Below are 22,474 nucleotides of genomic sequence, written 5' to 3' on the forward strand. Positions count from 1 at the left end.
TCCTTTTTAGTTGGTTTAGACACCTTAATTATAAAGGAAAGTGCTATTTTTTTCGTCAAAAAAGGAACAAAATCCAAAATAATTTTGTTCCTTTTAATCTTTTTTAGGAGACTTTTGGGTCAGCCTCTTTTCTTGTAATTGAAAGGTCATCTGAACAGGGTGATGATCAGTGTATTTAAATTGATAGTCATAGATAGTGGTCTGTTTGATGTTGATATTGTCCGATACGATAAAACCATCAATCACATAGACTTGAGAGGAGTTATAATCACCAGTAAAAGCATGGTTTAATACTCTGACTGATGGATGGGTATCATCATATGAAAAAGAGAAATGATCAGGAATATCAGTTGAACTAATATTCCCAGGCTCCCATCCTTTTTGTCCTGTTTTGGGAAATGATTGAGTGCCTTCAAAGACTTGATTAAAATCTCCTCCAGCAATGACATAATTTCCTTTATCATATTCTTCTTCAAGTACTTTTTTGAGAAGTTTACTTTGTTCAATTTTCCCTTGACCATTATCATAAGCATCTAGATGTAAATTAAAGACAACTAACTCTTTATCACTGCCACTTATGGGAAATCTTGTTTCAAGCAGTGCACGTTTTAAATTAGCCATACGAACAGGCCAAGAAAAAGGATTGGGTAGTGCAATGCGTTTGGCTTCTCTCATAGTTGCGTTAGTCATCGTGACGATTCCGCTTTTCACTTTTCCGATTGGTGGGATGGGAAATGGGACGTATGGTACATTGAAATTATATGCAAATGTGCTTGGCATATGAAGCGCGTTAGACAGTGATTCTTTTTGGTTTATATGATATGAGCGTTTTGAATCTAAATCCACTTCTTGTAATAAATAAATATCAGAAGGATGCTCTTTTAACATTGTTGTAATCCCAGCTAAATTTTTTTCGACTAGCTGTTTAGATTTAGGTTGGACATTTTTCCCACCATCCATAAAAAAATCTTCTGAACTAGATAAGCCACCATAACCAATATTTAGTGTGAGGAGTGAGATGTCAGTCTGTTGTTGCAACATGTTTTTCCCTTTAGTAGTTGTCACTGCCTCAACTTCTCTAGGTTTATATTCTTTGATTGAAAGATAGCCAATAAATAATAGTACGATACTTAGTAAACTCATGACAATCCCTAATATAATCATTAATAATTTTTTCATATTTTCTCCTTTAAGTCAGTAAATGACTAGGGTTTATTATAAAACAGTTTAGTCTATTAGGAAATAATATTTTGATATTTCTATAATTAAAATCATTAGAACATCACATTTTTTTCTAGGAATATTTCTATACTAAACTTAAATCACGTTAAGGAGGTAGTATCATGGTACCTATACCATATTGGTTAACTGTTTTAGCTTGGACTAGTTTATTATTAGCAGGTATTTCTTTTATTTATATTGCATTAGATGTGACAAAACATCCACAAAAAATGAAAATAATGACGATTGTTTGGCCATTAACTGCTTTATTTGGCTCATTTATCTGGGTTTTGGCTTATAAAAAGTGGGGTGAAAACCACTCGTCAGAAAAAATGAAAATGGATGGTTCTATGAATATGGGTTCATCAAATAAGTCAATGGCAGTATCTGTTTTTATTGGGACATGTCATTGTGGGGCTGGATGTAGTTTAGCTGATTTAATTATAGAGTGGTTGCTATATTTTTTTCCGGTATTATATGTTGTTGGAGGTTACCCAGCTATTTTCTCTCATAAATTATTTTCAGGATTTGTTCTAGCTTTTATTTTTGCTCTAATTATTGGAGTCAGTTTTCAGTACTTTGCAATTGTTCCGATGAAGCATTTAAGTAGAAAAGAAGGGATTATAGCTGCGATAAAAGCAGATACCTTATCGTTATCTTGTTGGCAAATAGGGATGTATGCTACTGTTGCATTGTGCCAATTAAGTCTTTTTCCTCATTTCTTCGGAGGAGAAGTGTTACCAACCACTCCTGTTTTTTGGTTAATGATGCAAGTTGCTATGTTGGTTGGATTTTGTACAGCATATCCAATGAATTGGTGGTTAATTAAGACAGGTATAAAAGAAAAAATGTAGAAAATATTGTTGTCATTTTAAACAATATTTTTTTGTTATTTTATTAAAAATGAAAGGGGATACTAAAATGGTATAATAGAAAGTAAGATGAAAAAGGAGGGGTCGTTATGACATTGTTGTCACTTGCTCAAACAGTTTTAAGATTGGGGCTATCCATTGTAATGGGAGGTACTATTGGGTATGAAAGAGAACAAAAAAACCGTCCAGCTGGGATGAAGACACATATATTAGTCTGTTTAGGGGCAACTATTATTGCATTGATTCAACAAGAGATAGCTCATGAAGCCATAAGACTTGTGCAAGAAAATCCAGATATTGCGCATATTGTAAAATTTGATCAATCTAGGTTAATTGCTCAAGTAGTAAGTGGTATAGGTTTTCTAGGAGCAGGAACGATTATTGTAACAAGACAACGTATTACAGGCTTGACAACAGCTGCGTCTTTGTGGTCATGTGCTGCAATTGGCATTGGTTTGGGAATGGGTTTTTATTTAGTAACAGTATTAGGTTTTATATCCATTATGTTTTCGTTATCTCTTGTCAAACAAATTATTACGGTTTCAAAAGTAAACAATTTAGAAATTCAATACGTTCATCGAAAAGAGACAAAAGACTTTATTCATCAATATTTTGAAGAACGTCAAATTGAAATAGAAGATGTGACATTCGAGGTACAAATTATCGAAGGTGAAAAATATTATAAAAATGTTTATACGATTGATTTGCCGAAAACATTAACCTATGCTGATGTGATTGAGGAGTTATCTATGTATTCAAATGTACGAGAAATTAGGTTGGTGGCTATTAGTGATTAAATTAAGAAGAAAAGTGTTATTTTTTGATAATTAAGGTGCTACTTCTTGCGATTTTTGACATTAAAGACTAATATAACAATGAAACTGATGTTTATGAAAGGGAGAGATTTATTATGTCAAACGAGAGAAATGGATTTGATTGGTCTTCATTCTTATTAGGAATTTTATTTATTTTTGCATCACTTGCATCATTTCAAGATCCTGCTGGAAATTTAGTGGCAATCGTTGTTGTTTTTGGGATGTTCGCTATCGTTAAAGGAATCTTTGAGTTATTTTTAAGAAAAAAAGTACGAGAATTTACAGGATTTTCTGCTACAATGCCAATAGTGGTTGGGATTTTTGATATTATTGTCGGAATCTTTTTATTATTTAATATCTCTGCTGGTGTTGTTGCGTTACCATTTGTTTTTGCTATTTGGTTTTTAGTAGACTCATTGGTAGGATTATTTAGTTCAACTGCGTTAAAAAGCATTAGTACGGGATATTACTGGTTCTCAATTATTATTGATATTTTAGGTGTGATTGTTGGATTCATGCTTTTAGTAAATCCAGTATCATCTGCTTTAACATTAAGCTTTTTAGTCGGTTTTTATTTCATGATGTTTGGTATTACTGAAATTATTTATGCCTTCCGTTAAAATAATGGAATGATATGTTATAATTGAGTTAGTTAAATAACAGTAAACTCAAAGGTGTGATAAAGATGGAAAAAGCAATAATACATTGTACAACTGAAATCGTGCATGGTGGATGTAACGTCTGTCCAACAACTGCAACAGCTACTTATGAGGTAGAATTGTCAGGTAAAACGGTTGGAATCCCTAATCTAGATGTTGTGTCACTTCTTCGCCCAATTGTGAGAGAGCATGGTTATAAAGAACGTCAAGAATATGATGTGACAGGTGATTATGATGTGTTTGAAACATCAAACAACAGTGTCGATGTATTTGAAACATATCAAGGACTACGCTTTAAAAATCAAGAAATCGAAAAAGAAGTCAAACCTACTTATGAATCAGATGATGACGTATTTAAAGTAGTAAATGAGTTGTTAACAGATTTATTTAAACTTGATGCGATAGAATTTGTGACAGACATACCTGAAAATTAAAAAGTTGAGCGATTAGTCGCTTAACTTTTTTTATTAATATCACTATATTTATAAAGATTTGTGAAAAAGGTTGGCTATTCTATGAAAGCGTGTTATATTTGAATGGAATTGAATACAAGAAACATTTGGGGTGCGTAAAGCTGAGATTATACCCATGGAATCTGCTCCAGTTAGTACTGGCGAAGAGAAATGTGTCATTTATGACAAAACATTGAACCTAGGTCTATTTACGCCCATCCAATCTATTTGGACGGGCTTTTTTATTTGGATGAGTGTCGATAATTGTTATAGTGAATCAGAATGTACAAACCTCCTTTGTTTCTTTTAATGAGAAAAAGGAGGTTTTTTTTTGTTACAAAAATGGTCGTTACGTGAGGTAGTATTACTTGCGTTTTTAGCTTTTTTATTTGGTGGAGTCTTTATGGGAGCAGGTTTTTTAAATGCGACACTAAATGTTTTACTAACACCATTAGGGTTGGGATTAATTGGAAAACAGGTGATTTTTGGGATGTGGACAATGGCAGCACCAATGGCCGCGATGTTAATTCCTAAAAAAGGCAGTGCCATCTTGGGAGAGGTATTAGCAGCCTTAGCTGAAATGATTTATGGTAGCTATTTTGGACCAGGTGTTTTATTATCAGGATTTATTCAAGGTCTTGGGACAGAGTTAGGGTTTATTGTAACAGGGTACAAACGATATGATTATCTTCCGCTAGTGTATGGAGCTATTGGAACAACTATTTTTAGTTTCATTCACACATATATTAAATATGGCTTTCATGTGTATCCATGGTGGATGATTATGACACTATTTTTAGTGAGATTACTATCAGTGATGTTTTTTGGAGTAGTGGTTGTATCATTTGTGATGAAGTTATACAACAAGAGCCAACAATTAGCAATACTTTAAATTTAGGAGGATGGGTAAGATGAAGGGAAAATGGACATTACGTGAAGTAGTCTTGTTAGCATTATTAGCCTTTTTATTTGGCGGAGTCTTTATGGGGGCAGGATTTTTATATGCAGGGTTATCAGCTGTGTTAACGCCACTTGGGTTAAGCCCTTTTGCTAATGAACTATTATTTGGTTTGTGGACAATGGCAGCACCAATGGCAGGGATGTTAATCCCTAGAAAAGGAAGCTCCATTTTAGGAGAAATGTTAGCGGCCTTAGCTGAAATGTTGTATGGGACGTATTTTGGTCCAGGTGTTCTTATTTCAGGTTTTTTCCAAGGACTTGGAACAGAACTAGGCTTTATGGTAACACGATATAAACGTTACGATATCGTGCCATTATTCTACGGGGCGATTGGCACAACGGTCTTAAGTTTTGTGTATGAATTTTTTAAATTTGGTTATGGAACGTATTCAATTAGAATGATTTTATCACTCCTTGCTGTGAGATTTTTATCTGTGACGTTCTTTGGTGTAATAGTAGTATCCATGGTAATGAAGCTTTATAAACGATCACAAGAACTTGCGGTAGTAAACGAATGAGAGGGATTGAATTAAGTGAGTTGACGATTAAACGTGGCGATAAAGAGATGTTACGTCAGGTTGACTTTGGTTTTTCACCTCATGAATTTATTTTGTTATCTGGTGCCAGTGGGAGTGGAAAGTCAACGTTACTAAAAGCGATTGCTGGATTTACAGAGATAGAGTACACAGGGGATATTTTAATTGATGGAGAAAGATTAAATCATGCTTCAATGTCTGAAAAAGCCAAACAATTGGGTATGATGTTTCAAAATCCAGGACAGCAATTTACGATGAAAACCTTACGTCGGGAAATCATTTTTGTGCTAGAAAATTTACAGACAGCACCAAATGATATTAGTGAACAAATGCAAGAAGCAATTCAGATGGTAGAAACGAGCGAATTACTCGATAGAAACCTTTCGACTTTATCAGGTGGGGAAAAACAGCGAGCCGCATTGACAGTATTACTGGCGATGAAAAGCCCGTTTTTATTACTAGATGAGCCATTCGCTAGTATTGACCCAAAAACAAGAAAATTATTAATACAAAAATTGCATCAATTAAAAAAACAAGGAAAAACGATTATATTATGTGACCATGATTTTAATGATTATGCGAATGTTGTCGATACATGGGTGACGCTAGATAATCAAACGTTGCAAACCATTCCAACAGCGTTGCTAAAACAGAACCAATCAAACATTGTTCTGACAAATAATACAGCTCCAGTTAATTCGATACTCACATTAGATAATATTCGGTACAAACAAAATCATCATGAGCTTCTTCATCAAGAGACCTTTCAGTTTTTAAAGGGGATAACGACGTTAACAGGGGATAATGGAACGGGAAAATCAACGTTATTTCGTTCGATTGCTCAGTGTCATCCTTATCAAGGAAAAATGGTTCTCTATGGTAAAAAGCTGAAAAAAAGTCGTACACTGTATCAAACGTTGTCACTTGTCACGCAAGAAGCAGAAAAACAGTTTGTGACGTTAACTCCGAAAGAAGAGTTTTTATATAGTGAGAATCAGTGGGATGATGCCAAAAAAATGCGAGAAGAAGCCATTGAATACTTGGGGATAGAATCATTAGTAAATCGAAGTGTGTTTCATCTAAGTGAAGGCCAAAAAAAGAGTATACAATTACTAACCATGTTGAGTATTAACGTCCCATTTCTACTGTTAGATGAGCCATTCACAGGACTAGATGAGCGAGCAGCCACTTATTTTGCGTCATTATTTAAAAAACAAGCGAATAGGCAAGACTTACTAATTATTTCGCATCGATTGGCGCCACTTGATGGGGTTAGTCAACATCATGTGCATTTAGATAAGAAACAATTATGGCAACAAGATTATTCGGTAAAGGAGGAGTTAAAAGATGTCAGTGACGAAAAGTTCTGCTTTGGTACTAAGCGGACTACTACTACTTTTGACTATTGAATTGTCATTTACTTCATCTATTTACTTAAATGGTTTTGTCGTATTAGCCAGTGCAGTATATCTCATGACTAAGAAAAAATGGTTTGGGTTATTTGGTTTAGTTTTTTTTCCATTAATTCCCGCTTTAGGAACGTATTGGTCCGTGTACTTATATGGAAATAATCCTGACTACGGATTGGTATTAGTTAGTCGAACTTTTGCGTTTGCAGCGATTGGGATGGTGTTTGCGTTCGGTGTGGATTTAGAAGAGTTACTCTTAATTTTAGAGCAAAAAAAATTACCAACGTCCTTTGTTTATGGCATTCTAGTAGTGTTACATGCGATGCCTATGATTCAAAAAGAAATTGTGGCACTAAGAGAAGCCAGTTTATTTCGTGGGAAAAAATTACATTTTTATTCGCCATTGATGTATTTAAAAGTGATTTTTGTCGCCAATCATTGGCGAGATAGTTACACAGAAGCGATGTTTTCAAGAGGATTTGATGAAGAAGGTGAAAGGACGCATTACACACAATACAAAGTTTGTCCTAAAGGTTTAGCTATATTAGGCGTATTAACAGTTATATCACAAATTATATTAATCACTACTTAGGAGGAAGAAAGATGTTTACAAAAATTGCACGAGAGAAGTCAGCACCTTATTGGGAAGGAAGTTTTACTCATCCATTTGTCTCAGGACTTCAAGAAGGGACGTTGTCGGATGAAGCATTTCGCTATTATTTAATTCAAGATGGGTACTACTTAGAACATTTTAGTAAACTTCACCGTTTGATAGCAGAACAAGTGGAAGACGAAGAAGTAAAAGAGATGTTATTAACAGGAGCTGACCATTTAAAAGAAGGTGAGATGAGTATTAGAGAGGATTTCTTTACTGAGTTAGGTATTACAGATGAAGAAATCGCTAGTACTGATATTGCTCCAACGGCGTATAATTATGTGTCACATATGTATCGTCAATTAATTGATGGGACACCAAATAGTGCTGTTGCGGGTTTACTACCATGTGCGTGGTTATATCAAGAAATCGGGACTGAATTAATCAAGACGGGTTCACCTCATCAGTTGTACCAAAGATGGATTGAAACATATTCTGGTGAAGAATCAAAAGAAGAAGTCGCTCATCAATGTGCTTTATTAAATCGATTATATGATGCGAGTGATAAAGAAGAACAAGAAAAAATGATTGAGGCCTTTTATGTGAGTGCTCAAATGGAATACCTATTTTGGGAAATGGCACACACGCATCAAACATGGCCGGAAGGAGAAAAAGATGCCGTCTCAAACTACTAATTTAAAAAAACTATTGATTTTATCTCTTATGATTGCGATGGATGTGGTGTTATCACCACTCTTTCGCATCGAGGGCATGGCCCCCATGTCTAGTGTGATGAATGTCATTGGAGTTATGTTGATGGGTCCTCTTTATGGGACGATTATGGCTTTTGTTTGTGGGGTATTACGAATGATGCTTTTAGGTATTCCCCCGCTTGCATTAACAGGGGCCGTTTTTGGTGCATTGCTTGCCGGTGTTTTTTACAAAATTTATCCAACCGTGTATAGTGCAATGTTTGGTGAATTTTTAGGAACAGGAATTATCGGTTCACTATTATCTTATCCTGTAATGGCTTGGTTTACAGGAAGCAGCAATGGCATGTATTGGTTTTTTTACACGCCACGATTTATTGGTGGAGCGGTTATTGGCTCATTTGTAGCCTTTATCGTGATGAAAAAATTAGCAAATGTTCCAACGTTTCAACGAATTCAAGCGATGTTTTTTAATGTGAAAGTAGGTGAAGAGCAACATGCTATTCACTCATAAATTTCAAACACCCTTTCCTTTATTGCCTTCTCCCCTAGTGCATTGTATTACGAATTCTGTAACGTGTGAAACGGTCGCAAATAGTGTGTTGTATATTGGAGGAAAACCAATTATGACAGAAGATACGCGAGATTTTTCAGATTTATATGAACAAGTCGGTGGCGTGTTAATTAATATCGGTCATTTATCAGAAGAAAAAGAAACGGCTATGATTTTAGCCATTGAGGAAGCAAAAATACGCAACGTCCCTATCGTTGTCGATAATGTTGGCGTTTCTAGTTCAAGAATACGAAAAGAAGTAGCCAACAGATTATTGTCTCTTGATCCAACTGTTGTCAAAGGAAATGTATCAGAAATGCGAACGCTGTGCAATTTAGCTAGTCATGGAAAAGGTGTCGATGCAGCAGAAGAAGACCAAAATTTGTCAGCGATGAAAGAATTGGAAGAAGGATTATTGGCTTTGGCAAGGAAACATCCTAATACGTGTTTTTTAGCAACAGGCCCTTCTGACTTAGTAGTGTATCAATCACAAGTAGTACTATTACAAAATGGGATTGAAGCCTTAGATCAGTTTACAGGAACGGGTGACGTTGTTGGGGCATTAATCGCGACACTGTTAGGAAGTGGTGTTGATGTATTGCAAAGTGTTCTACAGGCAGTGAGTTATTTTAATTTATGCGGTGAAAAAGCATTAGAAATAGTTCAAAATGAGGCGAAAATTGCAAGCATTCGAGAAGAAACATTGAATCAATTATCATTATTAAAACAAAATGAGTCATGGCAAAACGACATAAGAGGAGATTGGTTATGATAGAAGAGGCATTAACGTTATATTTAGTAACGAATTCAGATGGTTTATCTGATGAAGCATTTATAGAAAAAGTCGAACAAGCATGTCAAAATGGCGTCACATTAGTTCAGCTGAGAGAGAAAAAAGCCAGTACACAAGAGTTTTATCAAAAAGCTTTGGCAATAAAAAAAGTGACAGATAAATATCATGTCCCACTTATTATTAATGACCGAGTAGATGTGTGTTTGGCAGTAGATGCTGATGGCGTACACATTGGTGATGATGAGTTACCAGTGGATGTGACACGTCGTTTGATTGGACCTGATAAGTGGTTGGGCGTTTCGGCTAAAACAGTGAAACGAGCGCTTGAAGCAAAAGAGCAAGGGGCAGATCATTTGGGTGTTGGCGCGATATTTCCCACCAAAACGAAAGAAAATGCTCCAACAACAGACATTTCCATCTTACAAGAGATTATTCACACATCTCAGTTACCGGTTGTAGCGATTGGTGGCATTAAAGAAGATAACATGTATAAATTAAATGAAACTGATATTTCTGGTGTAGCGATTGTGAGTGACATTATGCAAGCTGATGATGTAGCGAAAAAAACACAAGACTTAAAGAAACAGATTGTAAGCATAAAGGAGAAAAATCATCATGACAATTAATCAAACCCCTCAAGTTGTAACCATTGCTGGAAGTGATTCAGGTGGTGGCGCAGGCATTCAAGCAGACTTAAAAACGTTTCAAGCAAGAGATGTTTTTGGTATGAGTATTGTTGTTGCCTTGACTGCACAAAATACATTAGGTGTACAAAGTAGTCTGCCGATACCATGTAACTTTGTTGCGGAACAATTTGATTCTCTGGCAGCAGATTTTCATATACGCGCATGTAAAACAGGGATGCTTGCGGATAAAGAGCATGTTCAAGTTGTTGTTCAAAAATTGAAGGAAGTTGATTTTGGACCATTGATTGTTGATCCAGTTATGATTGCAAAAGGAGGGCACTCTTTACTTAAAAGAGAAGCAGTAGATTGCATCAAGAAAGAGTTACTACCTCTAGCAACTGTTTTAACACCTAATATTCCAGAAGCAGAGGAGTTAGTTCAACAAGATATTAAAACAAGTGAAGACATGATTCAAGCGGCATATGATCTGCAGCAAATGGGTGTCAAAAATGTGGTGATAAAAGGAGGTCATTCATCCGATATTTTGGCGAAAGATTTTGTCTTACTTGAAAATGGCGAGACATTTTGGATGAGTTCAAAACGCATTGAAACAATCAAAACACATGGGACAGGTGATACGTTCTCATCTTGTATTGCAGCAGAAATAGCAAAAGGAAAATCAATCAAGGAGTCGATTAAAATAGCGAAAGCTTTTATTCAAGGAGCGATTGAGCAACAAATTTTTGTTGGACATGGACATGGTCCAACAAATCATTGGGCAACACCTGTACAAGATATTTTAATTGATTAACTCTTTTTTTAAAGGATGTTTATTATTGCCAGTCTAATGAATAAATGTTACAATTATATTACAAAGGGTAATAGTGTTGTAACACTTTGTTTTAAAGGGGGTAATAATATGAAAAAGTTAGTATTAAGTACAGTTTTTATTGCTAGTTTGTTGGTAGGGCAAATTGGATATGCAACAGAAGCATCATCTACATCAAATACAGATACTCCTTCAAGTAGTACAGTGAGTAAAGAAATAAGTGGCACAACAGATACAACTACGAGTGAAACAAAACCTGATGCATTAGGAATTACAAAATCAGATATCTTTTTACTGATGAATGATATGGTTAATGAGGGAAAATTGTCACAATTTCAATATGAAGGGTTGATTTCGCGTTTAGAAAAAGCAACAACAGTAGAAGAAGCAACATTGGTATATTCTGATGCGATTGATTTGGCAAAACAAAATAAAGAGTTGTATCAATCATCATTTGATGAAAAAGTATACAATACAAAATATCAATTGGAACTATTAGTTAAAGCTGGACGATTAACACAAAAACAAGCAGATGAATTTGTCGCAAAAGTAGATAGCAGTAAAACGATTGAAGAGTTAGATGCTATATGGGCTGCGATTGAAAAAGCGGCAGATAAAACATCAACTTTAACAACAAGTTCAAGCACAGTAGAAAGCAGTACAACAGAGAGCTCTAAGAAAGTGGAAACGATAGCTAAAACGCCTAATTCTAGTGAAAAACAATCGACTAATTTACCTAAAACAGGGGAAAAAGAATCAAATGTTGGGTTACAATTAAGTGCTGTGACATCACTATTTTTAGCATGTGTGTTGATTAAAAGAAAATCATCATAATGAAAACATGAGTGTCATACTTTAGAAAAAGGTGACACTCTTTTAGTTTTTTTGAATGTCACTATTTATGATTCATTATGTTTATTATAAAATATAGGTTAAAAAAACGTTTTCTCATTTTATTCTTAGATAAGTTTTTAGTTTTTACTTGTCATGTCAGGTTTGATTTGCTATAATCATAAACAATAATTAAATAAGTATTAGAGATGAGGCGCATTGATCATTATTAGATAAAGTTTTGGAATCTGCAAATAACTTTATTGAAAGGGTGATATGCCGAAATATCTATGTTGTTGCAGTGGCATAGATGTTGGATTTGTAGTTAATAGCTATAAGTCTGTCATTATTTTAAGAAAATAATGGGGTGCATCGCTTGTAGATAGTTAAGACAAGTTCATGCCCGTGAACTTGTCTTTTTTATTTTTTCGATGCCGATTAGGAGGAAAAATAAAATGACAAAACGAAGTGTCATTAAATTTGGTGGAACGTCGGTTGGAGATTTTTCAAAAATTAAAAATATAGCCAGTTATTTAGCGAGTCGGGTAGAAAAAGGCGAAGAATTAGTTGTTGTCGTCTCAGCTATGGGAAAAACCACAGATGAATTATTAAAAAATGTCGATATGTTGTCTAAAGAACCTGATCAACATGATTTAGCATTGCTTTTAACAACTGGGGAACAACAAACTATTTCTTATTTAGCGATAGCATTAAAGGAACTCGGTGTGAATGCAAAAGCGATGACAGGGTTCCAAGCAGGGATAAAAACTAAAGGTCATTACATGAAAAGTAAGATATTAGAAGTTGATAATGAGGCGTTTGAGAAAGCATTTTGTTCAAATAACGTGGTTGTTGTAGCAGGGTTTCAAGGGATGAATGAAGAAGGAGAGTTAACGACGCTAGGTCGTGGAGGCAGTGACACAACAGCTGTGGCGATTGCTTCTTCACTTGGGACACCGTGTGAAATATATACAGATGTGGCAGGCGTTTATGGGACTGATCCACGATTGTATCCTGCTAAGCGTTTAGATGTTGTCAGTTTTGAAGAAATGATGGAGATGAGTGCGTTAGGTGCAGGAGTACTGGAAACAAGAAGTGTTGAAATTGCTAAAAACTACAATGTACCCATTTATTTAGGACAAACACTATCAAACGAAAGAGGGACTTGGATTATGCCACAAGAAGATATTTTAGAGAAAAAAGCTGTGACAGGAGTAGCACTAGATAAAGACATGCATTATGTCACATTTAGTTACCCAAAAAATGATGCTACGTTATTAAAACAATTATTTACTCAATTAGAAAAAGAAGAAATTAATATTGATATGATTTCTCAAATTGTAAATGCGGAAGGATTACAAATTTCATTTACGATGAAAGATACAGATACGTTAGAGTTAAAACATATTTTTGATACCTTACATCAAGAATTTGCTGAATTGAACTACGTGGTGAAATCAGACTATGTTAAAGTGTCTGTCATCGGGTCAGGTATGCGTGATATGTCAGGAGTGGCTAGTAAAGTATTTATGACGCTGTTAGAAAATGATATTGAGTTTTATCAAGTCACCACATCAGAAATTAGTATTTCCTATGTGGTAGATAAGGCAAATGGTGTGTTAGCTGTTGAAAAACTATGTGCCGTGTTCGGTTTATAAAAGAGAGGAGAAAGAATGATGACTCAATTATTTAAAGGATCAGCCGTTGCTATAACAACACCATTTAGTCATGATGAAGTAGATTATGATACATTTGAAAGACACGTTAATTTTTTAATAGATGAAGGAGCTCAAGCATTATTTGTTAATGGAACAACAGGAGAAGGGTCTACTTTAACGGAAGAAGAACGTTTAAACTTAATTCGGTTGTCGGTTAAAGCCTCTGATGGACGTGTACCAATTATTGCAAATACTGGAACAAATGATACCAAAGCATCTTTATCTCATTCGTTAAAAGCCAAAGAAGCTGGAGCGGATGCAATCATGTTGATTACACCTTATTATAATAAAACGAGTCAACGTGGATTGATTAAACACTTTAATTTAATAGCTGATGCTGTCGAATTACCAGTTGTATTATATAATGTTCCGTCTAGAACCAATATGACGATTAACGTCGAAACATTGGTTGAACTAGCTAAAAATCCTTATATTGTAGCATTAAAAGATGCAACAGGTGATATGGAATATCTTAGCCAATGTAAGGCACAATTACCAAATGATTTTTCTATATACAGTGGCAATGATGATTCGATTATTCCATTTTTTGAGCGTGGTGGTGATGGTGTGATTTCTGTCATTGCTAATGCTACACCAAAAGAATTTCAAGCTATTTATACAACCTATCAAACAAATCCAAGTGAAGCGAAAGAGTTATTTGAGCAAATTAAACCATTAATTAAAAGTCTGAGTGTGGACATTAACCCAATGCCAATTAAAGCACTAGTTAATCATTTGGGGTATGCTGAAGATGAAGTTCGCTTACCATTAGTTGAACTAGAAGACGAAGCTTGTCAACCAATGATACAGGCATATCACGAATTTAAAGGAGTGTAAGTTTATGGATATTATTTTAGTTGGATACGGTGCGATGAATCAGCGAGTGGCACATTTAGCAACCAATCGTGGACATAACATCGTGGGAATTGTGACACCAGTTGAAGGGGACTATCCTTATCCAGTATTTCAAATCGAAGACGAGTTACCTAAAGCAGACGTCATGATTGATTTTTCTCATCCGGATTTGAGTTTACCGATGATTAAAAAAAATACAGGTATTCCATTAGTTGTGGCAACGACTGGTCAAAAAGAAGAGATTATCAGTGCCTTGGAAGACGTATCAACCACAACACCCGTTTTCTTTAGCGCCAATATGAGTTATGGCGTTCATGTGTTGACTGAAATTATAAAATACAGTGTGCCATTACTTGAAAATTTTGATATTGAATTAACCGAAAAACATCACCGTAAAAAAGTAGATGCACCAAGTGGTACGTTAGTAAAATTATATGATGCCATTAAAGAAATCAAACAGGATTCTTATCCAGTTTATGATCGACATGAAAAGCATACACCAAGAGATGATGATGAAATCGGGATTAGTGTAGTTCGTGGAGGCTCGATTGTAGGAGAGCACGAAGTCTTATTTGCTGGGGAAGAAGAAACGATTCAAATTATTCACCGAGCACAAAGTAAAGATATTTTTGCTAATGGTAGTTTAGATGTAGCAGAAAAATTAATCCATCAACAACCAGGTTTTTATACATTTGATAACTTATAGAAAGAAGGGATAACTTTGGAATTACAATCAGCTCAAGAGATTATTCAATATATTAGTGACAGTAAAAAACAAACACCAGTAAAAGTTTATGCCAATGGAGAGTTTAAAGGAGTCGAATTTCCAGAAAGTTTTAAAGTATTTGGTTGCAAATGTTCTAAAACTATTTTTGCCGATTATAGCGAGTGGGTAACATTTTATGAAGCCAACAAATCACTTTTTAAAGAGGTTGAAATTGAATATGATAGACGAAACTCAGCTATTCCTCTTATTGACCAAACAAAACTAAATGCCCGTATTGAGCCAGGCTCATTTATTCGCGAGCATGCGGTGATTAAAGATGGTGCTGTTGTTATGATGGGAGCGACCATTAATATCGGAGCGGTTGTTGGCGAAGGAACGATGATTGATATGAACGCAACACTTGGTGGACGTGCAACAACAGGAAAAAATGTTCACGTTGGAGCTGGTGCTGTGTTAGCAGGCGTGATTGAACCACCTAGCGCGCAACCAGTTGTGGTAGAAGATGATGTGTTGATTGGGGCGAACGCCGTTATCTTAGAAGGTGTTAGAGTAGGCAAAGGAGCGGTAGTTGCAGCTGGCTCAATCGTGACTGAAGATGTCCCTGCAGGAAGTGTCGTTGCTGGAGTTCCTGCCAAAGTAATCAAGCAAGTCAGTGATGTTAATGAGTCTAAAATAGAAATTGTTCAAGCTCTTAGAAAATTAAACGAAAAGTAGCTGACAGTATAAATAACAGGAGATGATTGTGTGACAGAAGAGTATTTAATTAAAACGCGTCGTTGGTTGCATCAACACCCTGAATTAAGTTTGCAAGAATTTGAAACAACAAACTTTATCAAAAAAGAGTTGGATAGTATTGGTGTTAAATACGATACACCTCTTGAAACAGGAGTTGTAGCTTATATCAAAGGAAGTGGTGATAAGAGCATTGCATTTCGAGCAGATATAGATGCATTACCTATTCATGAAGAAAATGAGGTAGAGTATCGCTCACAAGTGGATCATGTCATGCATGCATGTGGACATGATGGTCACACAACCATGTTATTAACGTTTGTTAAACGTGTAAAAGAATTATCTGAAAAAAGCCCACTAAAATCGACTGTTTATTTTATATTTCAACCAGCTGAGGAAACATATGGTGGGGCGAATTTATTATTAACTAAATACAAATTTGATATTACCCCATCATTTGTATTTGGTTTACACATGATGCCAGATGAAAAGGAAGGCATCATTGTATCTAAGGCCGGCCCAATTACTGCTAGTGCAACAGAATATCGTTTTTTTATTAAAGGATTATCAGCTCATGTTGCGAATAAAGAGCAAGGTCATTCTGCTGGGGAAGCCTTACTAACCATACTAAATCAATTATCACAATTACAACACTATCATCTTGCGGGATTGCACCAAAATATCGTTCATATCGGGTCATTTAAATCCGGTGAAGCCATTAACACTGTTCCATCAAATGCTTATTTAGAAGGAACGATTAGAACATATAGTCAAGATGATTTAGACATTGTGAAAAAACAAATGACACGAATAAAAGAGGCAAGTGAGTTATTAACAAATTGCTCAATTGAGCTTGTTTTTGCTGAAGGATACCCGTCGACTATTAATGACCCAGTTGCATATGAATTAATGAAAAAAGCAAGTATGGAGACTAGTTTAACTTGGATTGAAAAAGATGAGCCTTATTTATTTGGTGAAGATTTTTCATTTTATCAACAAATTGCCCCGACTTCTTTTGCTTTTTTAGGTTGTCGAAATGAAGAAAAGGGATATGTAACAGGGTTGCATACATCGACACTTAATTTTGATGAGCGAGTACTAGCAAAAGGTGTTGAGTTATATGAATCGATACTAGCACAATTTGAGGAATGTTTATGACAGCAACTTTAACAGTAAATAAATCAATTTTTAAAGAGAATATCAAACAAGTGACACGAGGCGCAGCAGTTATGGCTGTGGTTAAAAATAATGCGTATAATTTTGGACTAGACTTTGCTGTTAACACGTTTTTGGAAGAAGGCATTCAAACATTTAGTACCACCTCTCTTCATGAAGCAATTCAGATTAGACGTCTAGCACCTACATCAATGATTTTTTTAATGAATCCAAGTGTTGAGTTTGAAACCTTAAGAGAATATGACATTCAAATGACGTTGCCTTCTTTATCGTTTTATCATCAATATCAAAATGAATTAGCAGGTATTAATGTCCATTTAGAATATGAAAATTTACTTCATCGATCAGGGTTTAAAACATTTGAAGAGATGAAGCAAGTTATACAAGAAAACAGTCAACTACCGAAAGAAAGGAAACTCAATATTACGGGGATTTGGACACATTTTGGTTATGCAGATGAATTTGATGTGACTGAATATGAACAAGAAAAACAAGCCTGGTTATTGGGGTTACAAGAGATGATAGGCATTCACTCTTTTCAATATATTCATGCGCAAAACAGTGCGAGCTTTATGCGTGATGACTTGTTTGAGCAGCATACCCATGCTAGGTTAGGCATTGTTTTGTATGGTTGTCGACCATATTCTAGTTTGCCTGAAACCGCCGTAAAACAGTCGTTGACCCTTAGTGCAACTGTCATCCAGTGTCGCAATTTAAAACAAGGTGAGTCCGCTGGGTATAGCTTTGCTTATACCGCGAAGACCGATACAACAGTTGCTGTAGTAGATATCGGCTATGGAGATGGCGTGTTGCGGACACGAAGTCAACATGATTGTTTAATCAATGGAAAAAGATATCCCATACGAGCCCTTATGATGAGCCACTTATTAGTGGAAGTAGACAAGTCAGTTAAATCACAAGATAAGGTGATTTTATATGGTGAAGATATCCGTATAGATGAGTACACATTTAAAGGAGTCGGAGCGAATTCGGAACAAATCAGTGCGTTGAACCACTGTTCTTTAGAAAGGAAGATGATTGAATGACACTAACTTATACAAATGGAGAACTAACCTTGCATGGTCATAAATTAACAGATATTGCTAAAAAATATGGGACACCTCTGTTTGTTTATGATGAGGTCATGATTCGCAATCAATGTCGGAGGTTTCATACAGCGCTGAAAGAATCAGGTTTATCTTATACTATTTCTTACGCATCAAAAGCTTTTTCAGCTATTCAACTATTTAATTTAATGACAGAAGAAAAAATGGGCCTAGATGTGGTGAGTGAAGGAGAGCTGTATACAGCTTTGCAGTCGAGTGTTTCACCAGATACCATTCATTTTCATGGAAATAATAAAACGGATCGAGAAATCCGTTATGCGATTGAGTCAGGAGTCGAGTATTTTGTGATAGATAGTTTATCAGAAATTGAGCGATTAGATGAATTGGCGACGAAAAAAGTCAAAGCTCTACTCAGAATCAATCCAGGTGTTGAAGCTCATACGCACGAATTTATTCAAACAGGACAAGAAGATAGTAAATTTGGGTTAAGTATTCAAAAAGGATTGGCTCTTGAAGGTGTGAGAAAAATTGAGAAAGCTAAAAATATTGAATTTATGGGCGTTCATTTTCATATTGGGTCTCAGATTTTTGAATCAACAGGAACGGTTGCCACTATTGAACAAGTGATTACTTGGTTATCTGATAATCATATTCAAGCTCAAGTATTAAATATAGGCGGTGGGTTTGGTATCAAATACACAGATGAGGATGTTAGCTATCCTATCGAAGAGGGGATAAAAATCATTACTGATACACTTAAGTCAGCTTGTCACGCAGTTGGTTATCCTGTGCCAGCAATTTCTTTGGAACCAGGTCGCTCAATTGTTGGTGAAGCAGGTGTGACATTATATGAAGTTGGAACAGTCAAAGAGATACCTGATACCAATTATTATGTGTCGATTGATGGAGGCATGAGTGATCATATCAGAACAGCTCTTTATGGTGCAACATATGAATTACTCTTAGCTAACCGAGAGGAAGAGCATGATAAATTAATGACGGTGGCTGGAAAATTGTGTGAGTCAGGTGATATCATAAGACGTGACATAAAATTACCGTCAAGTATTCATCGTGGGGACTTACTTGTGGTATTATCAACAGGTGCCTATCATTATAGTATGAGTTCAAACTACAATCAGATGTTAAAACCTGCAGTGGTATTTGTAACACCAGAAGAGGTCCGCTTAGTAGTGAAACGTCAGACACTAGAACATCTTATCGCTCAAGATATAAGATAAATGAAAGAAGAGAAAAGCCAATGAAAGAAACCCAATTTAATACAAGAGCAGTTAATTTAGAAGTACCTGGAACAAGGAAATTTTCTAATCAAGTCAAAGAATACGAAGATGGTGTTGATTTAACATTAGGACAATCAGGTTTTGCGACACCTGACTATATAAGAGAAGCGATGATTGAGGCCATTAATCAAAATAAATTACGCTACACACATAATAGAGGGTTAATTGAATTAAGAGAAGCTATATCAGATTATACGAAGAGACGTTTTAATGTTTATTATGATGCAGAAACAGAGATTATCGTGACAAATGGTGGTTCAGAAGCAATAGATAGCGTGTTGCGAACCATTCTTGAAGAAGGAGATGAGGTAATCATTCCTTGTCCAAGTTATTTAGCATATGATCCTATTACAAAACTTCAAGGAGCTATCCCAGTTTTAATTGATACCACTAAAACAAATTTTGTTTTGACGAAAGATGCGTTAGTTAATGCTATTACCCCAAAAACAAAAGCCATTATCTTTAATTATCCAACCAATCCAACAGGGATGATTCCATCAATGGAAGAAATGAATGAATTGGTGGATGTATTGAAAGATACGGATATCTTTATTCTGACTGATGAAATTTATTCTGATAATGTGTATGATGGAGAATTTCATTCGTTTATGGAGTTTCCAGAGGTTAGAGATCAGTTGTTTGTTATTAACGGATTGTCAAAATCTCACGCTATCACTGGTGGGCGAATCGGGTATATCCTAGCGCCACCTCTTGCCACAGAGCATGTAACAAAGGTTCATTTATATAATTCAGTATGTGTGGCAACACCATCTCAATATGCTGCCATTGCTGCCTTTACAGATGAAAGTGGCCCAGGTATTTTGGCAAAAATGAATGTAGCCTACAAAGAGCGTCGTGATTTTGTGTATAAACGTTTAAAAGAGATGGGATTGCCTGTTGAATTACCAAAAGGGGCATTCTATATTTTTCCAACTATTTTTGAGTACAACAAAGACTCTTTTGCCTTTGCCTCAGAACTATTAGAAACGGAACATTTAGCGGTTGTACCTGGAAGAACATTTTCTATTTATGGCGAAGGGCATATTCGTATCTCTTTCGCCTGTTCAATGGAAGAGTTAGAAGAAGGTTGCAAACGATTAGAGAGGTTTTTGTTGGCGTACAAGAATGATTAATTAACCAATAGTTATATTCATAGTAAAGATGGCTCTTTGTCAAATAGGACTGATGAGTTAAATCTATAAGATGATGAATTTGAGAGTAATCTTAGATTTATCATCTTTTTTAGTTATTTAATTTGGCTCTTTGTCAACTAGTGTTGGTAAGAGTTCAAACGTTAGAATTTAGGATCTAGAAAGCTTTTTAGTTTTCTAGATCTTTTTTGGTGATTTGAAAGCAGACTTCTTTAAACAGATTGATAGTCGTAGCTTAAAATTATAAAAATTTCTCATGCCATAGGCATTACGCTTTATGACTTTAATATGGTTATTCATACATTCTAAAGGACCATTTGAATAAGATGTTTCAAACGTGTTTTTTATTTCTTCTCGATATTTTTTAAATGTTTTGAAAACAGGAATAAATTCTTTAAATCGTGTTGGTTGATTAATTAATTCTAAAAATAAAATATAATCTTTTGTTTGAATAGCCATTAAAATTTGTTGATAGGTGTTGTAAGCTTCCGTCAGTTCAGAATTATAGACAAGTAAGCGTTCAAGTAATTCTTTTTCAGAAAGATACGCTTTAAAGGAAGGGTGCCAATGTTGTTCGATATAATCTAATTTGTCATAACTTTTTTGAAGTATCTTCCAATACTTTTTAATTCGCCTATAGATAATGCCATTATCTTTATATTTTATTTGAGTCATTATTTTAATCCGTATCTTTTGAAATGCTCTACCAATATGTTGAACGAGGTGAAATTTATCTAAAACAACTTTAGCATTAGGGAAAACCCGTTTAGTCAAAGTGATATAAGGTTGATAGATATCTGAAACAACATATTTTACTTGTTTCCTATTAGCTAAAGAGAAGCCGCTAAAATAATTCTCAATTTTTGGTAATCTTCGATCAGGTAAAATATCAATTAATTCATTTGTTTCACCGTCCATCATAATAAAGCTCATTGAACCAGCTACTTTTTTAACGGATTTAAATTCATCAAAACAAAGGACAGATGGAAGCTCATAACTATATTTCTTGATTGGTTGATACCATTCTTTTAATACTCGATAGACAGTTGAAGTTGAGACATTCGTTTGTTTTGCAATATCACTCATGGCGTATTTAGAGGTTAATTGTTTCGCGACAAGACGTTTTAAATTGTTAGAAATACAGTTGTTTCTAGAAACGAAAGGAGTATCTAAAACAAAGGTCGTATCACATTTTTTACAAAAGAAACGACGTTTCTTTAATCTAATATAAGTGACATATTCCGAAACATTAGGCATTTTAATTAGACTAGTTGTATATCCCCATTTAATAATATTAGAGTGGTTACTTTGACAATGCTGACAGCATTGAGGGGATTCTTCTAAAAATCCATGGAATACCCGAGAGAAAACGCCTTTTATTTTTTCAGTAGATAAACAATTTTCATTAAAAATAATATTTAGGTCTAGTATATTTAAGATATCTTTGATAGTCTGTGAATATGACATGCGGTATCCTCCTTAGTTTGTTTTTCGCAATTTCATTCTAACGGATATCACATGTTTTTGTGTACAAAAAAAACTGCCGGTAACTTTTGTTACCAACAGTAGAAATTATAGAGCCTTTAATTTTTATAAGACCGTTTATCAAGAAAATTCTTATTCTCATGTTGCTGAATGATTTGAATCCGTATGATACTCTTTTAAGGGTTTTTATATGAGTATTCTTAGCTTCAATTTTTCCATTGGAAAAATCATAAAGAAGGGCATTGCGAATACCAGTTTCATATGCAAGTAAGTTTTCTAATTTATCTTTAAATAGCCTATCTAAGCTATTAGGTAAGTTTTTCAACAGTTCAAAAAATGAATCAGCATCTTTATTTCTAAAATGATACGTTAGTAATTGGAAGCTATCGTAGGCTTCTTTTAGA

The 22,474-nt window shown here is 35.0% G+C and carries 24 protein-coding genes, 1 pseudogene and 2 riboswitches; of the genes and pseudogenes, 22 read left to right on the forward strand and 3 right to left on the reverse strand.

Translation table 11 applies throughout. The annotated features are described in order from the left end of the window. Nucleotides 1-93 precede the first annotated feature (93 nt). Entirely contained in the window at nt 94-1,179 is a 1,086-nt protein-coding gene (locus tag CBF36_RS10720) for an endonuclease/exonuclease/phosphatase family protein (RefSeq protein ID WP_125958404.1), read from the reverse strand. A 164-nt stretch (nt 1,180-1,343) separates the two neighbouring features. Between CBF36_RS10720 and CBF36_RS10725 the strand changes: the two genes are divergently transcribed. From CBF36_RS10725 to CBF36_RS10830, 22 genes are all read left to right on the forward strand, one after another. Beyond that, nucleotides 1,344-2,075 (forward strand): DUF4396 domain-containing protein, encoded by a 732-nt coding sequence (locus CBF36_RS10725; protein WP_125958405.1) that lies wholly within the window; start codon nt 1,344-1,346, stop codon nt 2,073-2,075. 107 nt (nt 2,076-2,182) lie between these two features. Further along, nucleotides 2,183-2,890: an MgtC/SapB family protein gene (locus CBF36_RS10730; RefSeq protein ID WP_125958406.1), complete on the forward strand. Its 708-nt coding sequence runs from the start codon at nt 2,183-2,185 to the stop codon at nt 2,888-2,890. Nucleotides 2,891-3,003: 113 nt separating this feature from the next. Next, nucleotides 3,004-3,528 carry an HdeD family acid-resistance protein gene (locus tag CBF36_RS10735; RefSeq protein ID WP_125958407.1) on the forward strand — a complete coding sequence of 175 codons (525 nt, stop codon included), beginning with the start codon at nt 3,004-3,006 and terminating at the stop codon, nt 3,526-3,528. Between the two features lie 65 nt (nt 3,529-3,593). Continuing rightward, nucleotides 3,594-4,001: a DUF4809 family protein gene (locus tag CBF36_RS10740; RefSeq protein ID WP_125958408.1), complete on the forward strand. Its 408-nt coding sequence runs from the start codon at nt 3,594-3,596 to the stop codon at nt 3,999-4,001. Nucleotides 4,002-4,117: 116 nt separating this feature from the next. After that, nucleotides 4,118-4,206, forward strand: a riboswitch (TPP riboswitch). A gap of 144 nt (nt 4,207-4,350) precedes the next feature. After that, nucleotides 4,351-4,911 carry an ECF transporter S component gene (locus tag CBF36_RS10745; protein ID WP_125958409.1) on the forward strand — a complete coding sequence of 187 codons (561 nt, stop codon included), beginning with the start codon at nt 4,351-4,353 and terminating at the stop codon, nt 4,909-4,911. A gap of 19 nt (nt 4,912-4,930) precedes the next feature. Next, a complete protein-coding gene (locus CBF36_RS10750) occupies nt 4,931-5,497 on the forward strand; it encodes an ECF transporter S component (protein WP_125958410.1) in 567 nt (188 codons plus the stop codon). Continuing rightward, the gene (locus tag CBF36_RS10755) at nt 5,494-6,924 is read left to right on the forward strand and encodes an ABC transporter ATP-binding protein (protein ID WP_125958411.1); all 1,431 of its coding nucleotides are present in this window, start codon (nt 5,494-5,496) and stop codon (nt 6,922-6,924) included. Before CBF36_RS10750 ends, CBF36_RS10755 begins: the two co-directional genes overlap by 4 nt. Continuing rightward, nucleotides 6,863-7,516 carry a CbiQ family ECF transporter T component gene (locus tag CBF36_RS10760; protein ID WP_243638021.1) on the forward strand — a complete coding sequence of 218 codons (654 nt, stop codon included), beginning with the start codon at nt 6,863-6,865 and terminating at the stop codon, nt 7,514-7,516. Before CBF36_RS10755 ends, CBF36_RS10760 begins: the two co-directional genes overlap by 62 nt. Before the next feature lie 11 nt (nt 7,517-7,527). Further along, the gene (gene tenA / locus CBF36_RS10765; protein ID WP_125958412.1) at nt 7,528-8,214 is read left to right on the forward strand and encodes a thiaminase II; all 687 of its coding nucleotides are present in this window, start codon (nt 7,528-7,530) and stop codon (nt 8,212-8,214) included. Next, nucleotides 8,195-8,743, forward strand: a complete 549-nt coding sequence (gene thiW, locus CBF36_RS10770; protein ID WP_125958413.1) for an energy coupling factor transporter S component ThiW — start codon at nt 8,195-8,197, stop codon at nt 8,741-8,743. The genes tenA and thiW overlap by 20 nt, the downstream gene beginning before the upstream one ends. Next, a complete protein-coding gene (gene thiM, locus CBF36_RS10775) occupies nt 8,727-9,554 on the forward strand; it encodes a hydroxyethylthiazole kinase (RefSeq protein ID WP_125958414.1) in 828 nt (275 codons plus the stop codon). Before thiW ends, thiM begins: the two co-directional genes overlap by 17 nt. Continuing rightward, nucleotides 9,551-10,201: a thiamine phosphate synthase gene (thiE, locus tag CBF36_RS10780; protein ID WP_125958415.1), complete on the forward strand. Its 651-nt coding sequence runs from the start codon at nt 9,551-9,553 to the stop codon at nt 10,199-10,201. The genes thiM and thiE overlap by 4 nt, the downstream gene beginning before the upstream one ends. Further along, nucleotides 10,191-11,012, forward strand: a complete 822-nt coding sequence (thiD, locus tag CBF36_RS10785) for a bifunctional hydroxymethylpyrimidine kinase/phosphomethylpyrimidine kinase (RefSeq protein WP_125958416.1) — start codon at nt 10,191-10,193, stop codon at nt 11,010-11,012. Before thiE ends, thiD begins: the two co-directional genes overlap by 11 nt. Before the next feature lie 108 nt (nt 11,013-11,120). Continuing rightward, entirely contained in the window at nt 11,121-11,864 is a 744-nt protein-coding gene (locus tag CBF36_RS10790; protein WP_125958417.1) for a hypothetical protein, read from the forward strand. Between the two features lie 198 nt (nt 11,865-12,062). Next, nucleotides 12,063-12,242, forward strand: a riboswitch (Lysine riboswitch). Nucleotides 12,243-12,316: 74 nt separating this feature from the next. Further along, nucleotides 12,317-13,519: an aspartate kinase gene (locus tag CBF36_RS10795; RefSeq protein WP_125958418.1), complete on the forward strand. Its 1,203-nt coding sequence runs from the start codon at nt 12,317-12,319 to the stop codon at nt 13,517-13,519. A gap of 18 nt (nt 13,520-13,537) precedes the next feature. Then, nucleotides 13,538-14,416, forward strand: a complete 879-nt coding sequence (dapA, locus tag CBF36_RS10800; RefSeq protein WP_125958419.1) for a 4-hydroxy-tetrahydrodipicolinate synthase — start codon at nt 13,538-13,540, stop codon at nt 14,414-14,416. A 4-nt stretch (nt 14,417-14,420) separates the two neighbouring features. Further along, nucleotides 14,421-15,140 carry a 4-hydroxy-tetrahydrodipicolinate reductase gene (gene dapB, locus CBF36_RS10805; RefSeq protein WP_125958420.1) on the forward strand — a complete coding sequence of 240 codons (720 nt, stop codon included), beginning with the start codon at nt 14,421-14,423 and terminating at the stop codon, nt 15,138-15,140. A 15-nt stretch (nt 15,141-15,155) separates the two neighbouring features. Further along, entirely contained in the window at nt 15,156-15,875 is a 720-nt protein-coding gene (gene dapD, locus CBF36_RS10810; protein WP_125958421.1) for a 2,3,4,5-tetrahydropyridine-2,6-dicarboxylate N-acetyltransferase, read from the forward strand. Nucleotides 15,876-15,905: 30 nt separating this feature from the next. After that, nucleotides 15,906-17,051 carry a M20 metallopeptidase family protein gene (locus CBF36_RS10815; protein ID WP_125958422.1) on the forward strand — a complete coding sequence of 382 codons (1,146 nt, stop codon included), beginning with the start codon at nt 15,906-15,908 and terminating at the stop codon, nt 17,049-17,051. Next, a complete protein-coding gene (gene alr, locus CBF36_RS10820) occupies nt 17,048-18,115 on the forward strand; it encodes an alanine racemase (RefSeq protein ID WP_125958423.1) in 1,068 nt (355 codons plus the stop codon). The genes CBF36_RS10815 and alr overlap by 4 nt, the downstream gene beginning before the upstream one ends. Then, nucleotides 18,112-19,374: a diaminopimelate decarboxylase gene (gene lysA / locus CBF36_RS10825; RefSeq protein ID WP_125958424.1), complete on the forward strand. Its 1,263-nt coding sequence runs from the start codon at nt 18,112-18,114 to the stop codon at nt 19,372-19,374. Before alr ends, lysA begins: the two co-directional genes overlap by 4 nt. Before the next feature lie 20 nt (nt 19,375-19,394). After that, the gene (locus tag CBF36_RS10830) at nt 19,395-20,567 is read left to right on the forward strand and encodes an aminotransferase class I/II-fold pyridoxal phosphate-dependent enzyme (RefSeq protein WP_125958425.1); all 1,173 of its coding nucleotides are present in this window, start codon (nt 19,395-19,397) and stop codon (nt 20,565-20,567) included. 195 nt (nt 20,568-20,762) lie between these two features. On the opposite strand, the gene CBF36_RS10835 is transcribed toward CBF36_RS10830, so the two are convergent. Both CBF36_RS10835 and CBF36_RS12475 read right to left on the reverse strand, forming a co-directional pair. Further along, nucleotides 20,763-22,052, reverse strand: coding sequence for an ISL3 family transposase (locus tag CBF36_RS10835; protein WP_125958426.1), 1,290 nt, complete (start codon nt 22,050-22,052; stop codon nt 20,763-20,765). Between the two features lie 115 nt (nt 22,053-22,167). Next, nucleotides 22,168-22,474: pseudogene (locus tag CBF36_RS12475) on the reverse strand (transposase); the annotation flags it as partial.

The sequence above is a fragment of the Vagococcus bubulae genome (assembly GCF_003950315.1).
Taxonomy (GTDB): domain Bacteria; phylum Bacillota; class Bacilli; order Lactobacillales; family Vagococcaceae; genus Vagococcus; species Vagococcus bubulae.